Raw genomic sequence first — 22,592 nt, forward strand, 5'->3', positions numbered from 1 at the left:
AACAAGAAAAGGATGGTTTATAAAACCATCCTTTTTCTTTATAAAAAATCAAATTATTGAATAATATTAAGCGATATCAAACCTATCTGCATTCATCACTTTTACCCAAGCTTTAACAAAATCATTTACAAATTTCTCTTTACTATCATCTTGTGCATATACTTCTGCATAAGAACGTAAAATTGAATTTGAACCAAACACTAAATCAGTTCTAGTTGCTGTCCATTTAACTTCACCAGTTTTACGGTCTTTAATCTCATACAAACCTTCTGAAGTTGGTTTCCATTCATACCCCATATATGTTAAGTTTACAAAGAAATCATTAGTTAAAGCCCCTTCATTGTTTGTAAAAACACCATGTTTTGTTCCTCCAAAATTAGTACCTAAAACTCTCATACCTCCTAACAAAATAGTCATTTCAACTGCTGTTAAACCTAATAATTGTGTTTTATCCAATAACATTTCTTCAGGACTCACAATATAATCTTTCTTTAACCAATTTCTGTATCCATCTGCTAAGGGCTCTAAGTATTCAAAAGATTCGGCATCTGTCATTTCATCTGTAGCATCACCTCTACCTGGTGAAAACGGAACAGATATATCAAAACCAGCAGCAGAAGCAGCTTTTTCAATACCTACATTTCCAGCTAAAACAATAACATCAGCAACACTAACATTAAATTTATCAGCAATTGGTTCTAAAACACCTAACACTTTTGACAATCTAGCTGGCTCATTTCCTTCCCAATCTTTTTGAGGAGCTAACCTAATTCTCGCTCCATTTGCTCCTCCTCTCATATCAGATCCTCTGAATGTTCTTGCACTATCCCAAGCTGTAGCAACTAGCTCTGAAACTGTTAAGTTTGAATTTAGAATAGCATTTTTTACTGCTGCTACATCATAATCTGAATTTCCAGTTGGAACTGGATCTTGCCATACTAAATCTTCTTTTGGAACATCAGGCCCGTAGTAACGAACCTTAGGTCCCATATCACGGTGAGTTAATTTAAACCATGCTTTAGCGAATGTTTCTGAAAAGTAAGCTGGATCATTCATAAACTTTAAACAAATTTCTTTGTAAACTGGATCCATTTTCATTGCCATATCAGCATCTGTCATGATTGGATTATGTCTTATAGATGAATCTTCAACATCTACAGGCTTATCTTCCTCTTTAATATCTACAGGTTCCCACTGCCATGCTCCTGCCGGACTCTTTTTTAATTCCCATTCATGATTAAAAAGCATGTCAAAATAACCATTATCCCATTGCGTAGGATATTTAGTCCATGCTCCTTCAATTCCACTTGTTACAGCATCTCTACCCTTTCCTTTACCGGTTGGATTTCTCCACCCCATTCCTTGTTCTTCAACTCCAGCTGCTTCAGGCTCTGGGCCTAATATATCTGCATTTCCATTACCATGAGCTTTACCAACAGTATGTCCTCCTGCTGTTAATGCAGCAGTTTCCTCATCATTCATAGCCATTCTCTTGAATGTTTCTCTTACATGAGCTGCTGTTTTTAATGGATCTGGCTTTCCGTTAACACCTTCTGGATTCACATAAATTAATCCCATTTGTACAGCTGCTAACGGATTTTCCATTGTTTCAGGAGCATCAACATCTTTGTAACGTTCGTCGCTGGGAGCTAGCCATTCTTTTTCAGCCCCCCAATACACATCCTTTTCTGGATGCCAAATATCTGGTCTACCAAAGGCAAATCCGTAAGTTTTAAGCCCCATATTCTCATAAGCTATAGTACCTGACAGTACTATTAAGTCTGCCCAACTAACTTTGTTACCGTACTTCTTTTTTAAAGGCCATAATAAACGTTTTGCTTTATCTAAACTTGCATTATCTGGCCAAGAATTTAACGGAGCAAAACGTATGTTTCCAGTCCCTCCTCCTCCTCTTCCATCAGAAATTCTATATGAACCTGCGGAATGCCAAGCTAAACGAATCATTAAACCTCCATAATGTCCCCAATCTGCTGGCCACCATTCTTGACTATCAGTAAGTAAAGCATGCATATCTTTTTTCAATGCTTCTACATCTAAGTCTTTTAATGCTTCATGATAGTTATAAGCTTCTCCTAATGGGTTTGTTTTTGTATCATGTTGATGTAAAATATCTAGATTTAAACTTTTCGGCCACCATCCAGTTACTTCATTTTTTAAGGTTGTATTTCCCCCGTGCATAACAGGGCATTTTCTATTACTTTCTTGAGTTGGGTAGATTCCATTTCCACCTCTTTCAGACTCATGACCAAAAGGACATTTTCCTTGTGATTGTGATTCGTGAGAATTATTATAGTTTTCCATATGTATTAAGATTAATTTGGTTTTAAAATTTAGCTACTTCAAATTTACAATTTTATTAACTATTGAAAATCAAATGATTAATTTTTAAGATTTATTTCACTATAAATTAATATTATAGAAACACTAAATCAGATACTTAAATCAAATACCTGAAACAACAAAAAAAGCCATCTAAAATTAGATGGCTTTTAAAATAAATTTGATAACAATTGTTAATGAACGTATTTTGTTTTTTTCATAGTTGACAAAATAATATAAGAAGCTAAAAAGAATATAGCCAAACATAATACACTCCATTGCATAGAATCTGTAATTGCATATAGTACTCCGTATACAGCAGTACCTAATACAATGGCTATTTTTTCTGTAACATCATAAAAACTAAAATATGTAGCATGGTCTTCAGTGTCTGGTAATAATTTTGAATAGGTAGAACGCGTTAATGATTGTATGGCTCCTTGCACTAAACCCAACAATCCACCAAGTCCGTAAAAATATATTCCTACATTGGGTTGATTTTTATCTAGCATAAAAGCGGCAAAACAAACTAACATCCAAATAACAATGGTAGTTTTTAAAGCATAGATATTACCGTATTTATCTGACAATCTAGAAAAAAGGAAAGCGCCTGCAATGGCAACTATTTGAACTAATAAAATGGTAATAATTAAATTAGTAGAAGATAAACCTAGTTCAGACGAGCCAAAAATAGCAGCCATTAAAATAATTGTTTGCACACCAATACTTAACAAAAAGAAAGACATTAAAAACTTTTTTAAACTTGGATTTCCTAGAACTTCTTTTAAAACCATTTGCAACTCCTGATATCCTCTCCATAAATAATCTTCCGCTGGTTTTTTATTGTAAATATTTCCGGGTAATTTTTTAAAAGTGAATTGGGCAAAACCAATCCACCATACACCCACCATTACAAATGATAAACGAGATGCTAAACCACTTGTTATTCCAAACAATTCAGGCTTTTGAATTATAACTAGATTAATAATTAATAAAATTACAGACCCTGTATATCCATAAATAAATCCTTTAGCACTGGCTCTGTCTTGTTGTTCAGGTAAAGCTATTTCAGGTAAATAAGCATTGTAAAATACTAAACTCGCCCAAAACCCAATACTTGCTAAAATGGTAAATACAATTCCAATCCAAACTGTATCAACGTCTTTAAAAAAATATAAACTCATAACAGACAAACCACCCAACCAACAAAAAAATTGCATGAATTTCTTCTTGCTTCCTGTATAATCTGCGATTCCTGATAAAACAGGAGAAATAAAAGCTACTATTAGAAAAGAAAAAGACAAAGCATAACTGTATAAACTACTTGGGTGTGACCAGTCAATCCCTAAAAACTGAACTATCTTTCCTTCTGTTATAGCATCATAATATAAGGGAAAGACAGCCGTACTAATTACTAATGAATATACTGAGTTAGCCCAATCGTAAAAAGCCCAACTGTTTATCAGTTTTTTATCTCCTATTTTATACATAAATGAATTGTTTGTTTTAACAATAAAAAAAACCGCTCTTAAACAGAACGGTTTGCAATATAATAAAAGTATTTTGTTACTTTTTTGATGAACCTACAGAAGCAGCTTGCTTATTATATTTTGCAGCCAAAGCTTTAGCTTCAGGTAAGTAAGCTCTAAGTGTTTGAATTCTTGATTGATTAGATGGGTGTGTACTTAAAAACTCTGGTGGAGCTTTTTGTCCGCTTTTTTTAGCATTTTCACTCATTCTTACCCAAACTTTTGCAGCTTCTTCGCCTTTATAACCTGCCATTATCATAAAAACCAAACCTAACTTATCTGCTTCTGTTTCATGGGTTCTACTAAAAGGAAGCATAACTCCTACTTGAGAACCTAAACCATAAGCCATGCTCCATAGTTGTTGTTTTTGAGGACTTTCATTCGCTGTTGCAATAGCCACAGCAACTCCTCCATATTGTTGTAATTGAGAAGATGACATTCGTTCTTGACCATGTTTTGCAAAGGCATGTGCAACTTCATGCCCCATAACTGCTGCAACACCATCTGTGTTAGCACAAATTGGCATAATTCCAGTGTAAAAAACAACTTTACCACCAGGCATACACCATGCATTTATTGTTTTATCATTAATTAAATTAAACTCCCATTTGTAAGCATTTGCCTCTGAAGTCATTCCGTTAGCCCTCATAAACTTATCTACTGCATCTGCAATTTTGTTTCCTACTTCTACAAGTTCTTTTGCTTGAGGTGTGTTCTTTATTACTTTGCTACTATTTTCTTTTAAAAAACCATCATATTGTTGAAAACTCATGGGTAAAATTTGAGCATCACTAACAAAATTTACTCGTTTTCTTCCTGTAATTGGCACTGTACTACACTGAATAAAAAAAGCAGATACTAATGCGGTAATTAAAATTTTCTTCATTTTCTTTCTTGATTTTTTGTTATCATCAACACTACAAAGATGTAGCTTTTTCTAAAATTTAAAGATACAAATTTCTATCTTTATAGTTTAAACGTTACACTCTAATATACTAATGGCTAATTTCAACACCTTAAATACAATGCCACCAAGCTTAGCTGTTCCTAAATTTATAAAAAACACAGCTAAGGGTATACAATTTATATCTAATCACTTAGCAATGCGATTTTCAGGTAAATTATTCATGACACCTGTTAACTTCCAAGTTCCAGAAAGAGAAAAATTCATGTGGAAGAGTGCTCAAAAAAAAAGAGTAAAAATAAATGCATTAAATAAAGAAATAGATGTGTTAACCTATGGTTATTCACCTAAAAAAGTATTATTGGTTCATGGTTGGTGTGGCCGAAGTACTCAATTATTTATGATTGCTGACAAACTCTTAGAAAAAGGCTTCATGGTGGTATCTTTTGATGGGCCAGCTCATGGAAAATCTGAAGGAAAACAAACCAACATGCTCGAATTTATTGCAACTATCATGCAATTATCTGAAGAGTTTGGACCTTTTGAAAGTGCTGTAGGACACTCTTTTGGTGGAATGACACTTTACAATGTTGCTAATGAAATTGGATTAAAAAATTTTGTTTCCATAGGCGCAGGAGATAAAGTAAGTACCATAATTAATAATTTCACAACAAACATTGGTTTACAACCCAAAATTGGAAAGAAATTATACCATCATTTTAATAAAAAAATGAAATTGACTGCTGATGATTATGCAAGTTCCGTAAAAGCAAAAGCCATAAAAACTCCTGTTTTAGTTGTTCATGACGCAAATGATGGAGATGTAGCTGTAAGTTGTGCCATAAATATTCGTCAAAATTTACAAAATGGTAGTTTATTAATTACAAATGGTTTAGGTCATACTAAAATTTTAAGAGATAAAACTACTATGAATACTGTAGCTAATTTTATTATTAATAATTTATGAGAACAATTTACTTGCTTTTAATCACTTTATTATTAACACATTGCAAAACCGCATCACAAAACAAAAAAATGGAAAACGATAAAAAAAATTACGAAATAGAAAAAACAAATCAAGAATGGAAAACGAAATTAACTCCAATGCAATTTCATGTTTTGAGAGAGGCTGGTACAGAGCGCCCTGGAACTAGTGAGTTTGATCAGTTTTTTGAAAAAGGAACTTATGTTTGTGCGGGTTGTGAAACACCTTTATATAAATCAGACAGTAAATACGATGCGGGTTGCGGATGGCCCTCTTTTGACGAGGCTATTAAAGAAAATATTGAATTGGATGTTGATTATAAAATAGGATATGCCAGAACTGAGCTAAAGTGTAAAACTTGTGGTGGTCATTTAGGACATAGATTTAATGATGGACCTAGAAATACTACTGGAATTAGACATTGTGTTAATGGAGCTGCTTTGAAATTTATTCCTGACAATAAATAACCTAATAAAGTTATTTTAAAACTTAAAATAATTGACATACAAATTATTAACTATTAATTAATAGAACTTACAAAATACCAATTAAATAGCTATATTTGTGCCTCTAAAAATGAAGTAGACACAGATGTTTAATAATTTAAGTGATAAATTAGATAAGGCGTTTCATACGCTTAAAGGACACGGAAAAATTACGGAAGTTAACGTTGCTGAAACCATTAAAGAGGTTAGACGTGCTTTGTTAGATGCCGATGTTAACTTTAAAATAGCAAAACAATTTACCAATTCAGTTAAAGAAAAAGCACTTGGTCAAAACGTATTAACTACGTTAAACCCAAGTCAATTAATGGTTAAAATCGTAAAAGATGAATTAACTGAATTAATGGGTGGAGATACCGTAGGTATTAACCTTGGTGGAAATCCTACTGTTGTTTTAATGTCTGGTTTACAAGGATCTGGTAAAACTACTTTTTCAGGTAAATTAGCTAACTACTTAAAAACAAAAAAAACAAAACAAGTTTTATTAGTAGGTTGTGATATATATCGTCCTGCCGCAATAAACCAGTTAAAAGTAGTTGGTGAGCAAATTGGTGTAGAAGTATATGCCGAAGAAGGAAATCAAAATCCTGTAGAAATTTCTCAAAATGCTATCAAACATGCGAAAGCAAATGGTAAAAATGTGGTAATCATTGATACCGCTGGACGTTTAGCTGTTGATGAAGAAATGATGACTGAAATTTCTAACATTCACAAAGCAATAACACCACAAGAAACTCTATTCGTTGTAGACTCTATGACGGGGCAAGATGCTGTAAATACTGCAAAGGCCTTTAATGATGTTTTAAATTTTGATGGAGTTATATTAACCAAATTAGACGGTGATACTCGTGGAGGTGCTGCTTTATCTATTAAATCTGTAGTTGATAAACCAATTAAGTTTATTGGTACAGGTGAAAAAATGGATGCTATTGATGTATTCCACCCAAATCGTATGGCAGATCGTATTTTGGGAATGGGAGACGTTGTATCTTTAGTAGAACGTGCACAAGAACAATACGATGAAGAAGAAGCTAGAAAGCTTCAGAAAAAAATAGCGAAAAATCAATTTGGTTTTGATGATTTCTTGAGTCAAATTCAACAAATTAAAAAAATGGGTAGCATGAAAGACTTAGTTGGTATGATACCTGGAGCTGGTAAGGCTTTAAAAGATGTTGATATTGATGATGATGCTTTTAAAGGCATAGAAGCAATAATACATTCTATGACTCCTGAAGAAAGAAGTAAACCATCTGTAATAAATGCGAGCCGTAAAAAAAGAATTGCTAAAGGTTCTGGTACCACTATTCAAGAAGTGAACCAACTAATGAAGCAATTTGATCAAATGAGCAAAATGATGAAAATGATGCAAGGTGGCGGCGGAAGACGTATGATGCAAATGATGCGCGGCATGAAATAAAAAACACAAAAAAGGGAAGCTTATGCTTCTCTTTTTGCTTTAAAAAGAAAACGTAACAACAACAAATACAACACAACACACATACAATGATTTTATTAGACGGTAAAAAAACATCCGCAGACATTAAAGAAGAAATTGCTTTAGAAGTTGCTGAATTAAAAAGAAACGAGCAAAAAGTACCTCATTTAGCAGCTATCATAGTTGGTAATAATGGCGCTAGTGTTACTTACGTAAACGCTAAAGTAAAAGCCTGCGAACGCGTTGGTTTTGAATCTACATTAATTAGGTTACCTGAAAATATTTCTGAAGAAGATTTATTAAACGAAATTGAAGTTTTAAATGTAGATAATGATATTGACGGATTTATTGTTCAACTTCCACTACCCGATCATATAGACGAACAAAAAGTTTTAATGGCTGTTGATCCGGATAAAGATGTAGATGGTTTTCATCCTACAAACGTAGGTAAAATGGCACTAAACTTACCTACATTTATTTCAGCAACACCATTTGGTATTTTAGAACTTTTAGAGCGTTACAATATAGAAACTTCAGGCAAAAATGTAGTTGTTATTGGAAGAAGTCATATTGTAGGAAGTCCAATGAGCATCCTATTATCTCAAAAAAGAAAAGTAGGAAATGCAACTGTAACATTAACTCATAGTAGAACAAAAAATTTGTCTCAAATAACAAGAGAAGCAGATATTATTATCGCAGCTTTAGGTATTCCTGAGTTTTTAAAAGCTGATATGGTTAAACAAGATGCTGTAATTATAGATGTAGGAATTACAAGACTTGCTGATGCTTCTAAAAAAAGTGGATATCGATTGGTGGGCGATGTAGCTTTTAACGAAGTAGCAGAAAAAGCCTCTCACATTACTCCTGTTCCGGGAGGTGTAGGTCCAATGACAATAGCCATGTTGTTAAAAAACACACTATTAGCTAACAAAAGAAGAGCTTAATAAAAAACAAAAAACCAACTTTTTAAAAGTTGGTTTTTTTATACTATTACTTTTGAGTTACTTGGTATTTCTCTAGGTGATTCATTAGCTTTAAATAACCTTGCGGTGTAATCTCCACGCAATACAATATCTTTATTAATTACTTCTAACCAACTACCTTCACGCAAACCTAAAACTGGTGTTGTATTAAATACATGATACTCTTTAATTCTAGTTTCTCTTGTTTCACCCATGTGAGTTGAATCTGGGTTTGGATCTAAATAATGTGCATTAATGTTAAAAGGTATAAAGCCTAGTGTAGTAAAACTTGGTGGATAAACAATTGGCATATCATTAGTATTCATCATAGTTACTCCACAAATATTACTACCTGCACTTGTTCCTAAATAAGGAGTTCCTCCATTAACCGCTTCCTGCAAACTATTAATAATATCTTGTTTGTATAATTGATTAACCAACTCAAAAGTATTACCTCCTCCGGTAAAAATTGCTTCAGCTTTTAAAACTGCATCTTTAGGATTATTATATTCATGTATCCCTTTCACTTTTATATTTATTTTTTCGAAAGCTTTTTTTGCTTTAATAGTGTAATCATCATAAGAAATCCCACTAGGTCTTGCATAAGGAATAAACAAAATTGTAGATACTTCTTTGAAAAAAGTAGCCAACGTTGGTAAAATATAAGATAAATAATCACTTCCGTGAACAGTAGATGTACTTGCTATTATTATTTTTTTCATTTTTCAAAATTAACAAAAGTTTACCACAGCTTTAAAACATTTTTAAGACCTATTGCAACTTTATTTGTAGCATGAAAAAACTATGCTTCATTTTAATTCTCATTATCAGTTTTTATTCATTTGGGCAAAAAACACCTAAAATTATTCAAGGAACAGTATTTATTGATAGTATTCCGGTTGAAGATGTTCATATTTTAAATAAAACTAAAGAAATAGGAACTACTTCATCTAACAAAGGCTTTTTTCAAATAATAGCTAATGAAGGTGACGTACTTTTAATCTCACATTTAAACTATGAAATACAAGAGTTTAATATTACTAAACAAAATGTTAAATCAGAACTGATTAATTTATTTTTAGAAAAAAAGACGTATCTTTTAGATGAAGTTGTTATTAATGATAGAAAAGGAATTTTTGATATCGATAGTGACATTAAAACTAATTTTTCACCAGAAATAAACGCCAAAACGTTAAAATTGCCTTATGCGAAATCAATGGCTGACAAAGAAAAAACCATAAAAATTAGATCTGGTTTAACAGTTAATATTAATGGGGTTTACAATAGTTTAAGTGGAAAAAACAAACAAAAAAAACTGTTACAAAAACTTACTAAGGAACAAGAAGTTTTAAATAAAATAAGAACTTTTTATACTGATGGCTTTTTCATAAAACAATTACACATTAGTAAAGAACAAATTAATTACTTTTTAGACTTTTGTTACAGTAAAGGGATTTTACAACTTTATAGTCAAGAAAAATACTTAGAACTCACTACAGTATTTGTAGAAAGAAGTAAATATTTTAATTACAATCAAAACAAAGATAGCACACGAATCACAAAAAAATAAACATGAAAATAAAACTACTAACCACTTTATTATTGTTAACATCATTAGTTATCTATTCTCAAAATAAGAATCGAATTTTACATGGTTTTGTATTAGACAAATTAGGCCCTGTTCCCGATGCGCATGTTATCAATAAATCTCAAAAAAGAGGGGCTTATTCAGATATTAATGGAGAGTTTACAATAACTGCTAAAGAAAATGACAGCATTCATATTAGCTCAGTTGGATATAAAACCTTTAAAATAAAGGTTAACAATCAACACTTTAGTATTCAAAACAACAATTTTAATTTAGAAAAAATTACTATTGAATTAGATGAAGTTGAAGTTAAAAAACATGATTTAACAGGTAATTTAGAATCTGATCAAAAAAAAACACCTGTTGACAGAAGAGCCAAAGCTTTAAAAAGTACTATGGATTTTTCAAATATTGACATGGATGCGCCCAGAATAGAACCCATAGATCAAATACAAAGAACAAAAGCACCAGATTCACGTCTAATGACAGATCCTACCGCAGCATTTGCAGGAGTTGGAGGTGCAGCAACCATACCCTGGAAAAACTCCGAAAAACTTTGGGCTCTTAGAGAAGATCTTGCCTTTAAAGAAGGTATGCCTAAAAAATTATTAAGTGAATTAGGGGAAAAGTTCTTTTTTGAGGAATTAAAAATACCTGTAGATCGGTATTATCATTTTCTAGAATATTGTAATCCGCTTGGTATAGAAAAGCTTTACAAAAAAGGCAAAACCTTAGAGGTAATAAAAATTTTAAGGCAAGAGCACGTAACTTATTTAGATATTATTAAAAAAGAGTAATTTGGCATCAAATTAGATTATAAAAATCATATGAAACAATTAACAGCTATTTTATTCTTAAGTATAACTTTAATTAGTTTTAAAGCACATAAATATTATTTAGCACTTACAGAAATTGAGCATAATATTGAAAATAAGAGTGTTCAAATGATAATGAATGTGTTTATGGATGATTTTGAATTAGCTATAAATAACGATTATAATGTTGATTTAAAATTGGCCTCTAAAGAAGAATTAAAAAATGTGGATGAGTTATTTACTAACTATCTAAAAAAACACTTTAAAATATCAATTAACAATAAACAACAAAGCTATAACTACATTGGTAAAGAGTATGATGGCAATATCATCTATTTTTATTTAGAAATAGAAAATATCTCCGAAGTAAAAACAATTGATATTCAAAACACTATACTTACAAATCATTTTTCAGACCAACAAAACTTAATAAAAGCTAAAATCAATGGAGAGAGAAAAAGTTTATTTCTTTCTAAAAAAAATGATAAAGGTTTGTTAAAATTCTAATAAAATCACAGCAACACTGCCATAAATTCTGTATTTTTCAGCTTATTTTTTAAATCAATTCAAACTACAATGAAAAAAGTAACAACCTTACTACTTTCAGCTCTTTTAATTTCTGCATCGGTTTTCGCACAAGAACCTGCACAAAAAGGGCCTCAAAAAGGTCATACGGATGATAATAAATTCCGTCAACTAAAAGACCAATTAGCAACGCCAAATAGCCAAAGAAATGCTGCTGGTGCTCCAGGTCATGCATACACACAGCAAAAAGTTGACTATGTAATGGATCTTCGTTTAGACGAAAACACTAATAAACTATATGGTAATGAAACTATTACTTACCATAATAACTCTAAAGATAATTTAGAATATTTATGGTTACAGTTAGACCAAAATATGCGTGCTCCAGACTCGCAAACACCATTAGCTGAATCTAAAGGAGCTAACGGATGGCAAAGCCCTGCTAAATTTGTTGAAGACAACATGGGGAAAGCAAAAGATTTTGGTTTTAAAATTGAAGAAGTTAAATACGTAGATGGTAGAGATTTATCTCACACTATAAACCAAACTATGATGCGTATTAACTTACCTACTCCACTTGCTCCGGGTGAAACATTTAAATTTAGAATTAAATGGAATTATTTAATTAATGATATTAATGTTGACGGCGGTCGTTCTGGGTTAGAAACTTTTCCTGACGGTAACATAAACTATACTATTGCACAATTCTTTCCAAGATTATGTGTTTATGATAACGTAGAAGGATGGCAAAATATGCAGTTTTGGGGACGTAGTGAATTTGCATTAGAGTTTGGTGACTATGATGTTAAATTAACAGTACCTGCTGATCATATTGTTGAAGCTACTGGTGAACTACAAAACGAAAAAGACGTTTTAACAAAAGAACAACGCGCTAGATTTGAGAAAGCAAGAAAGTCTTTTAAAAACCCAGTATTTATTGTTACACAAAAAGAAGCTGAAGCAAACGAAAAGAAAAAATCTAATAAAACAAAAACTTGGCATTTTAAAGCCAATAATGTTCGTGATTATGCATTTGCTTCTTCAAGAAAATACATTTGGGATGCAATGGCTGTAAATATTAATGGAAAAACTGTAATGGCTACTTCATTATACCCAAAAGAAGGTAACCCTTTATGGGAAGAGCACTCTACAAGGGTAGTTGCTAATACATTAGAGGAATATTCAAAAATGACTTTTGATTATCCATACTCAAAAGCTGTATCTGTGCATTCAGAAAGACAAGGTATGGAGTATCCAATGATTTGTTTTAACTACGGACGTCCAAATCCTGATGGAACATATTCAGACAGAGTAAAGCATGGTATGATTGGAGTAATTACTCACGAAGTTGGTCATAACTTCTTCCCGATGATTGTTAACTCTGATGAGCGTCAGTGGACATGGATGGATGAAGGTATTAATTCTTTTGTTGAAATTTTAGCAGAATTAGATTACGATCCGAACTTTAATACTGGTAATTTACCAAAAGACATAGTTCGTTACATGAGCTTAGATCAAGAACGTTTATCTCCTATCATGTCACAAGGAGACTACGTTAAAAACTTTGGTCCTAATGCATATACTAAGCCAGCTGCTGGTTTATACATGTTACGCCAAACAATTATGGGTCCTGAATTATTTGATTATGCATTTAGAACTTATGCTAGAAGATGGATGTTTAAACACCCAACTCCGGCTGATTTCTTTAGAACTATGGAAGATGCTTCTGGTATGGACTTAGATTGGTTCTGGAGAGGATGGTTCTATACTACTGACTATAGTGATATGGGAATTAAAGAAGTTAAAACTTTATATGTTACTGACAAACAAAGTGACCGTGTTAAAGAGTTAATTAAAACAAACCCAAGAGCTAAAGCTTATTTTGAGTCATTAGGTGATTTAGTATTCTTAACTGATAAAAAAGAAGATGCTAACACAGGGAAAATTGACACTTATTTAAAAACATTACCTGCCGATAAAAAAGCAACTATTAAAAGTATACCTAAATACATTTACCAAGTTGAATTTGAAAAACCAGGAGGTTTAGTTTTACCGTTAATTGTAGAGTTAACCTATGCTGATGGTACGAAAAAGCGTGAAAAGTATCCTGCTGAAATATGGAGAAAAAATGATGAAAAAGTATTCAAAGTATATACATCTGACAAAGAAATTAAGAGTTTCCAAGTAGATCCAGATTTAGAAACTGCAGATATTGATACTTCTAACAATAGCTGGCCTAAACAAACTGAAAATAAGTTTGATAAATTTAAAAAATCTGTAAAAAACTAATTTTTACTTACATAAAATTTAAAAACGCAACTAATTAGTTGCGTTTTTTTGTTGATTATTTATAATAATTATAAAAAAATACTTCTATTTGCACTCTCTAAATAAAAGACTTGTTAAATACATTTCTTTATATTAAATTCACTTTACAACAAAAAAACAAATAAAACGGTTGTTTAATATGGGTTACAGCGCAACGAAAGAAGAGGAAAATAAAGAGATAGCAAATCGCTATAAAGACCTGTTAAAAGGAACCTATCAAACACTTTCTGAAGAGGACAAAAAAATGATCAGAAAAGCGTTTGATGTATCTGTAGAGGCACATTCCGAACAACGAAGAAAATCTGGAGAACCTTATATTTTTCATCCAATTGCTGTTGCTAAAATCGTAGCATATGAAATCGGTTTGGGAGCTACTTCTATTGCTGCTGCTTTACTTCATGATGTTGTTGAAGACACACACTACACTGTTGAAGATATTGAACGTTTGTTTGGTGAAACAGTTGCTAGAATTGTAAGTGGTTTAACTAAAATTTCTAAGCTAAAAAAAGAGCAAGATTATTCTATTCAAGCAGAGAATTTTAGAAAAATGTTATTAACCCTAAACGATGATGTAAGGGTTATTTTAATTAAGATAGCGGATAGATTGCATAACATGCAAACTATGGATGCTATGCCTAATTACAAGCAAGTAAAAATAGCTTCTGAAACCTTATATATTTATGCACCACTTGCTCACAGATTAGGTTTATATAATATTAAAACCGAATTAGAAGATTTAGGTTTAAAATATACAGAACCTGATGTTTACAATGACATTTTATTTAAAATTAAAGAGAGTAAAGAAGATCAGCAGCAATATATTGATCGATTTACTGATAAAATTAAAGAAGCCCTTTCCAAAGAAAATTTTGAATATGAAATAAAAGGACGTTTTAAGTCTATATACTCTATCAGAAGAAAAATGCTAAAGCAAAATGTTTCTTTTGATGAAGTGTACGATAAGTTTGCTATAAGAATTATTTACAAACCAACTAGTTTAGATGAGAAATTTGATGCGTGGAAAATCTATTCTATTGTAACTGATTTTTACAAACCCAATCCATCTCGACTTCGTGACTGGATTTCTCAACCCAAATCTACCGGATATGAAGCGCTACACATAACAGTAGTTGGTCCAGAAGCAAAATGGGTTGAAGTTCAAATACGCTCACAAAGAATGGACGAAATTGCCGAAAAAGGCTACGCAGCACACTTTAAATATAAACAAGGAGACGCCAAAGAAACAGGTTTAGAGGGTTGGTTAAATAAACTAAAAGAAACGCTAGAAAATCAAAGTTTAAATGCAGTTGATTTTGTAGAAGATTTTAAACTAAACCTATATGCTAAAGAAATCTATGTATTTACACCTAAAGGTGACTTAAAATCATTACCTAAAGGTGCTTCTTCTTTAGATTTTGCTTTTGCTATTCATACAGATGTTGGTTTAAAATGTAGAGGAGCAAAAGTAAATGGTAAATTAGTTCCGCTAAGTCACGAGTTAAAAAGTGGTGATCAGGTAGATATTTTAACCTCGCCTACCAACAAACCAAATACTCGATGGTTAGACTTTGTAATTACAGCAAGAGCTAGAACCAAAATTAAATCAGCATTAAAAGCCGAAGAAAAAAATATTGCTGAAGAAGGTAAAGCTATTTTAGCACGTAAATTAAGGCATTTAAAAATTACGTATAATGAGAAAATTGTACATGAAATTGCCAGCTATTTCAACCTAAAAACAAGCTTCGACCTGTTTTACAGAATTGGTAACGGTGCCATAGACAATACACAGTTAAAAGAGTTTGTTAAGCAGCGCTCAAGTACCTTCATGAATTTCTTAAAAAATCCATTTAAAAGAAACGGTGGTAAAGATATTACTGATAATGAAGAAGTAACAAATAAATATGACGCTTTAGTGTTTGGTAAAGAAGAAGAGCGTTTAGATTATACCTTAGCACAATGTTGTAAACCCATTGCTGGTGATGATGTTTTTGGTTTTATAACTATTAATGATGGAATTAAGGTACATAAAAACAATTGTCCCAATGCTATATCATTACAATCTAATTATGCCTACAGAATCATAAAAGCTAAATGGATTGACTCTACCAAGCAAGAATTTTCTGTCATACTTCACATCTCTGGAGTAGATAATAAAGGAATAGTTAACAACTTAACTAAAATTATATCTAGTAATATGGATGTGTTTATTAACTCTATAAATATCTCAGGTAATGCAGGTATTTTTGATGGTAAACTATCTATAACTATTAAAAACAAAACACAGTTAAATAAACTGGTTGAAAAGATTAAAAAAGTAGACGGTGTACTAAAAGTAGATCGTGTTAATACAATGTAAACATCTTTACCAATAATTACTTTTTTTATTAATAAATAACCGTAAATTTGCCTGTCGCAAAAAAATAACCGAATGAGTAATTCTGCAGAAAATCAAGAAATCGTAAAAAAAGTGTTTACTTCTTTTTTAGAAGACAACAAACATCGAAAAACACCAGAACGTTACGCTATTTTACAAGAAATTTACGAAGCGGATGAACATTTTGATATTGAATCTTTATACATCAAAATGAAAAATAAAAACTATCGTGTTAGTAGAGCAACCCTTTACAATACTATGGATTTATTATTAGAATGCGGATTGGTACGTAAGCACCAATTTGACGGACAATCTATGGCTCGTTATGAAAAGAGTTATTTTGACAAAAACCACGATCATGTAATCTTAACAGACTCTGGTGAAGTTAAAGAATTTTGCGACCCTAGAATACAAATAATCAAAAAAACTATTGAAGAAGTTTTTGATATTGATATTCACAACCACTCATTATATTTCTACGGAACAAAACGAAACACTAAATAAAACAACAAAACTTAACAACACATAACTTAATGGCAGTAGATTTATTACTAGGATTGCAATGGGGTGATGAAGGAAAAGGAAAAATAGTTGACGTTCTTACTTCTAACTACGATATTATTGCAAGATTTCAAGGTGGCCCTAACGCTGGTCATACTTTAGTATTTGACGGTAACAAATACGTTTTACACACTATTCCTTCAGGAATTTTCCATAAAACTGCATTAAACATAGTAGGAAACGGTGTAGTAATCGACCCTGTTATATTTAAAAAAGAATTAGAAAATTTAGACGATCATAATATTGATTATTCTAAAAAATTATTAATTTCAAGAAAAGCTCATTTAATTTTACCTACACACCGATTATTAGATGCTGCCTCAGAAACCTCTAAAGGTAAAGCTAAAATTGGATCTACTTTAAAAGGTATTGGTCCAACTTACATGGATAAAACTGGGAGAAACGGTATGCGTGTAGGTGATTTAGAATTAGATGATTGGAAAGATAAATACCGTGCTTTGACAGAAAAGCATATTAAAATGCTTGACTTTTTTGAAGTTCAAATAGATTATGATTTAGATGAATTAGAAGCTGAGTTCTCGCGTGGTATTGAAAAGTTAAAAACACTTCAATTTATTGATAGCGAAGAGTTTTTAAACAAAGCTATTAAAGAAGGGAAATCAATTTTAGCAGAAGGAGCTCAAGGTTCTTTATTAGATATTGACTTTGGTACTTATCCTTTTGTTACGTCAAGTAATACTACTGCTGCTGGAGCTTGTACTGGTTTAGGTGTTGCTCCTAATAGAATTAAAGAAGTGTTCGGTATTTTTAAAGCCTATACAACTCGTGTTGGTTCTGGTCCATTTCCTACAGAATTATTTGATGAAGATGGTGAAACAATGGGACGAGTTGGTAATGAATTTGGAGCTACAACTGGACGTAAACGTAGATGTGGTTGGTTAGATTTAGTTGCTTTAAAATATGCATGCCAAGTAAATGGAGTTACACAGTTAATGATGATGAAAGGTGATGTTTTATCTGGTTTTGATACTTTAAAAGTATGTACTGCCTATAAATATAAAGGTGAAGAAATAAGTCACTTACCTTATAATATAGAACCTGAAAATGTAGAGCCAGTATATACCGAAATAAAAGGTTGGAAAGCAGACTTAACAGGAATGACCAATAAAGAAGACATGCCAGAAAACTTGGTTAAATATATTGAGTTTATAGAAAAAGAAACTGAAATACCAGTTACTATTGTTTCTGTTGGTCCAGACAGAAAACAAACCATTAACAGGTAAAAAAATAAAACATAAAAAAAACCATCCTCAAAAGGATGGTTTTTTTTTAAGTTAATAATGTTCTACCTATTTCTTCACATTGTTGTAATGTTGATAAAACATCTTCCATAGATGTTTTTGGATTAATCAAACACATTCTAAGTACAACCTGTTTATTTAAAACTGTAGTTACTAAAACTGCCTCTTTAGACTCCATTACTTTCTGAGAAATTTGCTGATTTAAAGTATCTATCTCTTTTTCAGATAAATTAGCACCAATAGGGTTATACCTAAAGTTAATAACAGCCAACGTTGCTGGTGAAATAACCTCCCATTCCCTACTCGATCTCATGTGAGATTCTACCTCTTCTGTTAACTCTATATTATAAGTTACAGCCTCTTTAAAAGCTTTTAAACCATACGTTTTAATAGACATATAAAACTTTAAAGCACGTAATCTTCGTGTTAATTGTATACCATAATCATAAAAATTGATTTCAGATTCGTTACCTTCTATATCTCTTAAATATTCTGGTTTTTCACTAAAAGTATTACTTAACCACGACGCATCTTTTACTAATAAACATCCTATTTCATAAGGTTGATAAAACCATTTATGCGGATCTACTGTTAAAGAGTCTGCTCTGTCAATTCCTCGTAAAGCTCTAGCGCCTTTTTTAGATAAAATTGCAGCACCTCCATAAGCTCCATCTACATGAAACCACATATTTTCATCCTCACAAATATCTGCAATATCATGTAACGGATCTACAGTACCTGTATTAGTTGTACCAGCAGAAGCTATAAAGCAAAAAGGTTGTAATCCTTCTAGTTTATCTTTTGCAATGGCGTTTTTTAACTTATTCAAACCTATTTTAAATTCAAAATCTGTCGGAATAATTCTAATTTGCTCTTTTTTAAATCCTAAAACACGAATTGCTTTTATGTTAGATGAGTGTGCTTGATCTGATAAATAGATCACCGCTTTAGAAAAATCATCACCACATTTTAGTCTTCTAGCAGTAACCAATGCTGTTAAATTAGCCATAGAACCTCCACTAGTAAAAATACCTCCTCCTTCCTTTACAGGAAAATTATACATTTTTAACAACCAATTCATTGTTACTATTTCCAGCTCAGCAGCAGCAGCAGAAACTAACCATCCTCCAGAAAATATATTAAAACCTGTTGCTAAGGTATCAGACATAGTACTAATAAAATTACTAGGCCCTGGTACAAACGAATAAAACTTAGGGTGCGATATTACATTACTATTAGGAATTACGTTTTCCATAACAAAATCTAACACCTGATTAGCTTCCATTCCTTCTTCTGGTGCCTCCTGTAAAAAAATAGAATCCATTTCTTTACGTGTGGCTGTAGCTACTGGTTTTTTATTTTCTAAAGTTGCCCAATGTTCAGCAATTAAGTCAACAATTTTATAACCATAGGTTTTCATTTCTTCTAACGATAAATCGAACCTTCCTTTCATATAAATCATTTAATTTTATGCAAAATTAGGCATCTTTATAAGCATAGAAAAACCTTATGTTACTAATTTTATCAATTACTTAAGAAGTTTGGCATATAGTTTTCATTATTTTTGCCAAGTTAAAAATCAATATTTTGAAAAAAGTTTTCTTTTTACTCATATTATTAAGTACTTCTGTATTTAATGCACAAAACAAAAAAATTCAGATTTTATCTTCTAAACTAAGTACTGTAGACGAAGAAAAATTTCCTGGTGCTACCATTTTAATTGGTAATGTAAAGATTAAACATGAAGGTGCTACTTTAGATTGTAAGAGAGCTTTACTTTATAAAGAAAAAAACTTATTTCAGGCCATTGGAGAAGTTGTAATTGAACAAGGAGACTCTATTATCCAATACGCTGATTTTGCAACCTATGATGGTAATACTAAAATGGCAAAATCTTGGGGAAACGTTGAAGTTAATGATAAAGAGATGACATTAAAAACAGACACTCTTTATTTTGACAGAAATGAGCAGCTCTTATATTATCCCACCGACGGAAAAATAACTGATAAAAAAAATATCTTAACTAGTAAAAAAGGAACTTACTATTTAACTTCAAAGAAGTTTTCTGCAAAAAATAACGTTCATGTTGTTAACCCAGATAATGAATTAGATTCCGATCATTTAGATTATTACACCAACTCACAATTAGCTTATTTATACGGCCCTTCTACAGTTACTAATTTAAAAGACAGTACAAAAATATACTCTGAAAAAGGTTTTTATGATACCAATACAGATATTTCTTACTTTGTGAAAAATGCTAAATTATTTTTGAAAGAAAAAACAATTTTAGCTGATAGTTTATATTATGATAAACCTAAAGGTTTTGCATCAGCAACTAATAATATTAAAGTTATAGATACCGTTCAAAATATGGTAATTAAAGGTAATTATGCTGAAGTTTTTGAGCATTTAGACTCTCTTTTTATCATTAAAAAACCTGTAGCTATTTCTGTAATGGAAAAAGACTCTTTGTACATGCATGGAGATACTATTTTGGTTACTGGTAAACCAGAAAAAAGAGTTGTAAGAACATATCATAACGTAAAAATATTTAAAAAAGATTTACAGGGTAAATGCGACTCTATTTATACTAGTCAAGAAACAGGTTTAACTAAAATGTATAGAAATCCAGTACTATGGTCTGGCAAAAACCAAATTACAGGTGATAGTATTCAGTTTTTATCTAACAAAACAACCAATAAACTAGACTCTTTATTTGTGTATAACAATGCTTTTATGATTCAAAAAGACAGCTTATCTGATGATAATTTTAATCAAATAAAGGGTAGAAACATTTACGGTAAGTTTGAAGAAAACAACCTAAAAGTATTATTAGTTAAAGGAAATGCTGAGTCTTTGTATTACAATAGAAATGAAGAGACTCAAAAACTAGAAACAATTACTAAATTAATAGCTAGTGACATAGAATTTACGTTAGAAAATAACGAAATAATTCAAACTAAGTATTTCAAAAAATCAGAAGGTAAAACATTTCCACCCTCAGATTTCCCAACAGAAAATGCAAAATTTAATGGTTTTATATGGAGAGAAGATGAACAACCTAAAACCATGGAAGACATTTTTATAAAAGATAAAACCGTAGACAGAACTCCTGTTAAAAAACATTTTAGTAAAGAAATTAATCAAGCTAAAAATACATTTAACAAAGAAGCCTTACGTAAAGGAAAACCAAAAACTAAAGGAAAATTAGCACCAGAAACAGAACTGTGATAAACGACTTTTTAAAATATCAAGGACAAACAACTCCACATCCATTAGCTATAGAAATCTCTCATGCTAAAGACTCTTATATTTTTGATACATCAGGTAACGCTTATTTAGACTTTGTAGCGGGTGTATCTGCAAACAGTTTAGGTCATAACCACACAAGTGTAAATAAAGCAATTCAAGAGCAGTTAACACAGTATACACATGTAATGGTTTACGGAGAATTTATTCAAAAACCACAATTAAACCTATGCAAAGCATTAGCTAGTACACTACCTGAAAAACTACAAGCTGTTTATCTTGTCAACTCAGGAACTGAAGCTACTGAAGGAGCTTTAAAATTAGCAAAAAGATTTACTGGTAGATCAGAAATTATTGCTGGGAATAATGCTTATCATGGAAACACTATGGGAGCTATGAGTGTTTGTGGTGCTGAACAACAAAACAGCGCTTTTCGCCCATTGGTTCCTGGTTCAAGATTTATTCAATTTAATTCTGAAAAAGACATTGCTAAAATTTCACATAAAACCGCAGGTGTTATTTTAGAAACAATCCAAGGAGGTGGTGGATTTATAGAGCCTACCAATGGATATTTAGCTAAAATTAAAGCAAGATGCGAAGAAGTTGGTGCGCTCTTAATTCTTGATGAAATTCAAACAGGAATAGGTAGAACTGGAAAGTTTTGGGGTTTTGAAAACTACGATGTTATACCTGATATTATTATTACAGGTAAAGGTTTAGGAGGTGGAATGCCAATTGGAGCTTTTATAGCCTCTCATGAAATAATGAGTAGTCTTAAAGACAATCCTAAATTAGGGCATATAACCACTTTTGGTGGGCATCCAGTTATAGCAGCAGCTGGCTTAGCAACTGTAAATGAAATAACTCAATCAGAGTTAATGCAAGAGGCGCTAAGAAAAGAAAAAATCATCAGAGAGCATTTAACGCATCCAGCCATTAAAGAAATAAGAGGAAAAGGATTAATGTTAGCTTTAATTCTAGATAATCCTGCAATAGCTGACTATGTGATTTTAGAGTGTATGAAAAAAGGATTAATATTATTTTGGTTATTATATGAAAAAAGAGCTGTAAGAATTACTCCTCCTTTAACAATTTCTGACGAAGATTTAAGAAAAGGTTGTGAAATTTTAACATCAGTAATAAACAATATGCCCTCTTCCCTTGCGTTATAATTATGCATAATAGGTTGGGTTAGGGGATTTATCATTTATCTATTAGACGGAAGATCG

Annotated in this window: 18 protein-coding genes; 13 read left to right on the forward strand and 5 right to left on the reverse strand. The window is 31.6% G+C overall.

Going from position 1 to position 22,592, the window contains the following annotated elements:
• Nucleotides 1–66: 66 nt before the first annotated feature.
• From katG to ACFQ1U_RS01985, 3 genes are all read right to left on the reverse strand, one after another.
• Nucleotides 67–2,322 carry a catalase/peroxidase HPI gene (gene katG, locus ACFQ1U_RS01975; RefSeq protein WP_386104762.1) on the reverse strand — a complete coding sequence of 752 codons (2,256 nt, stop codon included), beginning with the start codon at nucleotides 2,320–2,322 and terminating at the stop codon, nucleotides 67–69.
• A gap of 212 nt (nucleotides 2,323–2,534) precedes the next feature.
• Nucleotides 2,535–3,830, reverse strand: coding sequence for an MFS transporter (locus tag ACFQ1U_RS01980; RefSeq protein WP_386104764.1), 1,296 nt, complete (start codon nucleotides 3,828–3,830; stop codon nucleotides 2,535–2,537).
• A 76-nt stretch (nucleotides 3,831–3,906) separates the two neighbouring features.
• Nucleotides 3,907–4,755, reverse strand: coding sequence for a M48 family metallopeptidase (locus ACFQ1U_RS01985; RefSeq protein WP_386104766.1), 849 nt, complete (start codon nucleotides 4,753–4,755; stop codon nucleotides 3,907–3,909).
• A 112-nt stretch (nucleotides 4,756–4,867) separates the two neighbouring features.
• Here ACFQ1U_RS01985 and ACFQ1U_RS01990 point away from each other — a divergent pair, with 112 nt between their 5' ends.
• The 4 genes from ACFQ1U_RS01990 to folD all read left to right on the forward strand — a co-directional run bounded on the left by ACFQ1U_RS01990 (nucleotide 4,868) and on the right by folD (nucleotide 8,640).
• Nucleotides 4,868–5,740 (forward strand): alpha/beta hydrolase, encoded by an 873-nt coding sequence (locus ACFQ1U_RS01990; RefSeq protein WP_386104768.1) that lies wholly within the window; start codon nucleotides 4,868–4,870, stop codon nucleotides 5,738–5,740.
• A 68-nt stretch (nucleotides 5,741–5,808) separates the two neighbouring features.
• Entirely contained in the window at nucleotides 5,809–6,225 is a 417-nt protein-coding gene (gene msrB, locus ACFQ1U_RS01995; protein ID WP_386104770.1) for a peptide-methionine (R)-S-oxide reductase MsrB, read from the forward strand.
• 124 nt (nucleotides 6,226–6,349) lie between these two features.
• Nucleotides 6,350–7,678, forward strand: coding sequence for a signal recognition particle protein (ffh, locus tag ACFQ1U_RS02000; protein ID WP_386104772.1), 1,329 nt, complete (start codon nucleotides 6,350–6,352; stop codon nucleotides 7,676–7,678).
• 86 nt (nucleotides 7,679–7,764) lie between these two features.
• The gene (gene folD, locus ACFQ1U_RS02005) at nucleotides 7,765–8,640 is read left to right on the forward strand and encodes a bifunctional methylenetetrahydrofolate dehydrogenase/methenyltetrahydrofolate cyclohydrolase FolD (RefSeq protein ID WP_386104774.1); all 876 of its coding nucleotides are present in this window, start codon (nucleotides 7,765–7,767) and stop codon (nucleotides 8,638–8,640) included.
• A gap of 38 nt (nucleotides 8,641–8,678) precedes the next feature.
• Here the strand turns inward: folD and pepE are convergent, their stop codons facing one another.
• A complete protein-coding gene (pepE, locus tag ACFQ1U_RS02010; protein WP_386104776.1) occupies nucleotides 8,679–9,380 on the reverse strand; it encodes a dipeptidase PepE in 702 nt (233 codons plus the stop codon).
• A 71-nt stretch (nucleotides 9,381–9,451) separates the two neighbouring features.
• On the opposite strand from pepE, the gene ACFQ1U_RS02015 reads away from it, so the two are divergent.
• From ACFQ1U_RS02015 to ACFQ1U_RS02045, 7 genes are all read left to right on the forward strand, one after another.
• A complete protein-coding gene (locus ACFQ1U_RS02015) occupies nucleotides 9,452–10,228 on the forward strand; it encodes a carboxypeptidase-like regulatory domain-containing protein (RefSeq protein ID WP_386104778.1) in 777 nt (258 codons plus the stop codon).
• A 2-nt stretch (nucleotides 10,229–10,230) separates the two neighbouring features.
• On the forward strand, nucleotides 10,231–11,043 hold the full coding sequence (locus ACFQ1U_RS02020) for a carboxypeptidase-like regulatory domain-containing protein (RefSeq protein ID WP_386104780.1): 813 nt from the start codon (nucleotides 10,231–10,233) through the stop codon (nucleotides 11,041–11,043).
• A 30-nt stretch (nucleotides 11,044–11,073) separates the two neighbouring features.
• Entirely contained in the window at nucleotides 11,074–11,568 is a 495-nt protein-coding gene (locus tag ACFQ1U_RS02025; RefSeq protein WP_386104782.1) for a DUF6702 family protein, read from the forward strand.
• 69 nt (nucleotides 11,569–11,637) lie between these two features.
• A complete protein-coding gene (locus ACFQ1U_RS02030; RefSeq protein ID WP_386104784.1) occupies nucleotides 11,638–13,875 on the forward strand; it encodes a M1 family metallopeptidase in 2,238 nt (745 codons plus the stop codon).
• 178 nt (nucleotides 13,876–14,053) lie between these two features.
• Nucleotides 14,054–16,270, forward strand: coding sequence for a RelA/SpoT family protein (locus ACFQ1U_RS02035; protein WP_386104786.1), 2,217 nt, complete (start codon nucleotides 14,054–14,056; stop codon nucleotides 16,268–16,270).
• Nucleotides 16,271–16,342: 72 nt separating this feature from the next.
• Nucleotides 16,343–16,792 (forward strand): Fur family transcriptional regulator, encoded by a 450-nt coding sequence (locus tag ACFQ1U_RS02040; RefSeq protein ID WP_386104788.1) that lies wholly within the window; start codon nucleotides 16,343–16,345, stop codon nucleotides 16,790–16,792.
• Nucleotides 16,793–16,821: 29 nt separating this feature from the next.
• Nucleotides 16,822–18,093: an adenylosuccinate synthase gene (locus ACFQ1U_RS02045; protein WP_386104790.1), complete on the forward strand. Its 1,272-nt coding sequence runs from the start codon at nucleotides 16,822–16,824 to the stop codon at nucleotides 18,091–18,093.
• A 46-nt stretch (nucleotides 18,094–18,139) separates the two neighbouring features.
• Here the strand turns inward: ACFQ1U_RS02045 and ACFQ1U_RS02050 are convergent, their stop codons facing one another.
• The gene (locus tag ACFQ1U_RS02050) at nucleotides 18,140–19,564 is read right to left on the reverse strand and encodes a pyridoxal phosphate-dependent decarboxylase family protein (protein WP_386104792.1); all 1,425 of its coding nucleotides are present in this window, start codon (nucleotides 19,562–19,564) and stop codon (nucleotides 18,140–18,142) included.
• Between the two features lie 134 nt (nucleotides 19,565–19,698).
• Between ACFQ1U_RS02050 and ACFQ1U_RS02055 the strand changes: the two genes are divergently transcribed.
• The gene (locus tag ACFQ1U_RS02055; RefSeq protein ID WP_386104794.1) at nucleotides 19,699–21,345 is read left to right on the forward strand and encodes an OstA-like protein; all 1,647 of its coding nucleotides are present in this window, start codon (nucleotides 19,699–19,701) and stop codon (nucleotides 21,343–21,345) included.
• A complete protein-coding gene (locus ACFQ1U_RS02060; protein ID WP_386104796.1) occupies nucleotides 21,342–22,535 on the forward strand; it encodes an aspartate aminotransferase family protein in 1,194 nt (397 codons plus the stop codon). The genes ACFQ1U_RS02055 and ACFQ1U_RS02060 overlap by 4 nt, the downstream gene beginning before the upstream one ends.
• Nucleotides 22,536–22,592 lie beyond the last annotated feature (57 nt).

Origin of the sequence: Tenacibaculum geojense (assembly GCF_042676005.1) — a bacterium.
Taxonomy (GTDB): Bacteria; Bacteroidota; Bacteroidia; order Flavobacteriales; family Flavobacteriaceae; genus Polaribacter; species Polaribacter geojense.

Coding starts and splice junctions, on each gene's coding strand:
- katG (WP_386104762.1), bottom strand. CDS start 2,322: ATGGAAAACTATAATAATTCTCACGAATCACAATCACAAGGAAAATGT.
- ACFQ1U_RS01980 (WP_386104764.1), bottom strand. CDS start 3,830: ATGTATAAAATAGGAGATAAAAAACTGATAAACAGTTGGGCTTTTTAC.
- ACFQ1U_RS01985 (WP_386104766.1), bottom strand. CDS start 4,755: ATGAAGAAAATTTTAATTACCGCATTAGTATCTGCTTTTTTTATTCAG.
- ACFQ1U_RS01990 (WP_386104768.1), top strand. CDS start 4,868: ATGGCTAATTTCAACACCTTAAATACAATGCCACCAAGCTTAGCTGTT.
- msrB (WP_386104770.1), top strand. CDS start 5,809: ATGGAAAACGATAAAAAAAATTACGAAATAGAAAAAACAAATCAAGAA.
- ffh (WP_386104772.1), top strand. CDS start 6,350: ATGTTTAATAATTTAAGTGATAAATTAGATAAGGCGTTTCATACGCTT.
- folD (WP_386104774.1), top strand. CDS start 7,765: ATGATTTTATTAGACGGTAAAAAAACATCCGCAGACATTAAAGAAGAA.
- pepE (WP_386104776.1), bottom strand. CDS start 9,380: ATGAAAAAAATAATAATAGCAAGTACATCTACTGTTCACGGAAGTGAT.
- ACFQ1U_RS02015 (WP_386104778.1), top strand. CDS start 9,452: ATGAAAAAACTATGCTTCATTTTAATTCTCATTATCAGTTTTTATTCA.
- ACFQ1U_RS02020 (WP_386104780.1), top strand. CDS start 10,231: ATGAAAATAAAACTACTAACCACTTTATTATTGTTAACATCATTAGTT.
- ACFQ1U_RS02025 (WP_386104782.1), top strand. CDS start 11,074: ATGAAACAATTAACAGCTATTTTATTCTTAAGTATAACTTTAATTAGT.
- ACFQ1U_RS02030 (WP_386104784.1), top strand. CDS start 11,638: ATGAAAAAAGTAACAACCTTACTACTTTCAGCTCTTTTAATTTCTGCA.
- ACFQ1U_RS02035 (WP_386104786.1), top strand. CDS start 14,054: ATGGGTTACAGCGCAACGAAAGAAGAGGAAAATAAAGAGATAGCAAAT.
- ACFQ1U_RS02040 (WP_386104788.1), top strand. CDS start 16,343: ATGAGTAATTCTGCAGAAAATCAAGAAATCGTAAAAAAAGTGTTTACT.
- ACFQ1U_RS02045 (WP_386104790.1), top strand. CDS start 16,822: ATGGCAGTAGATTTATTACTAGGATTGCAATGGGGTGATGAAGGAAAA.
- ACFQ1U_RS02050 (WP_386104792.1), bottom strand. CDS start 19,564: ATGAAAGGAAGGTTCGATTTATCGTTAGAAGAAATGAAAACCTATGGT.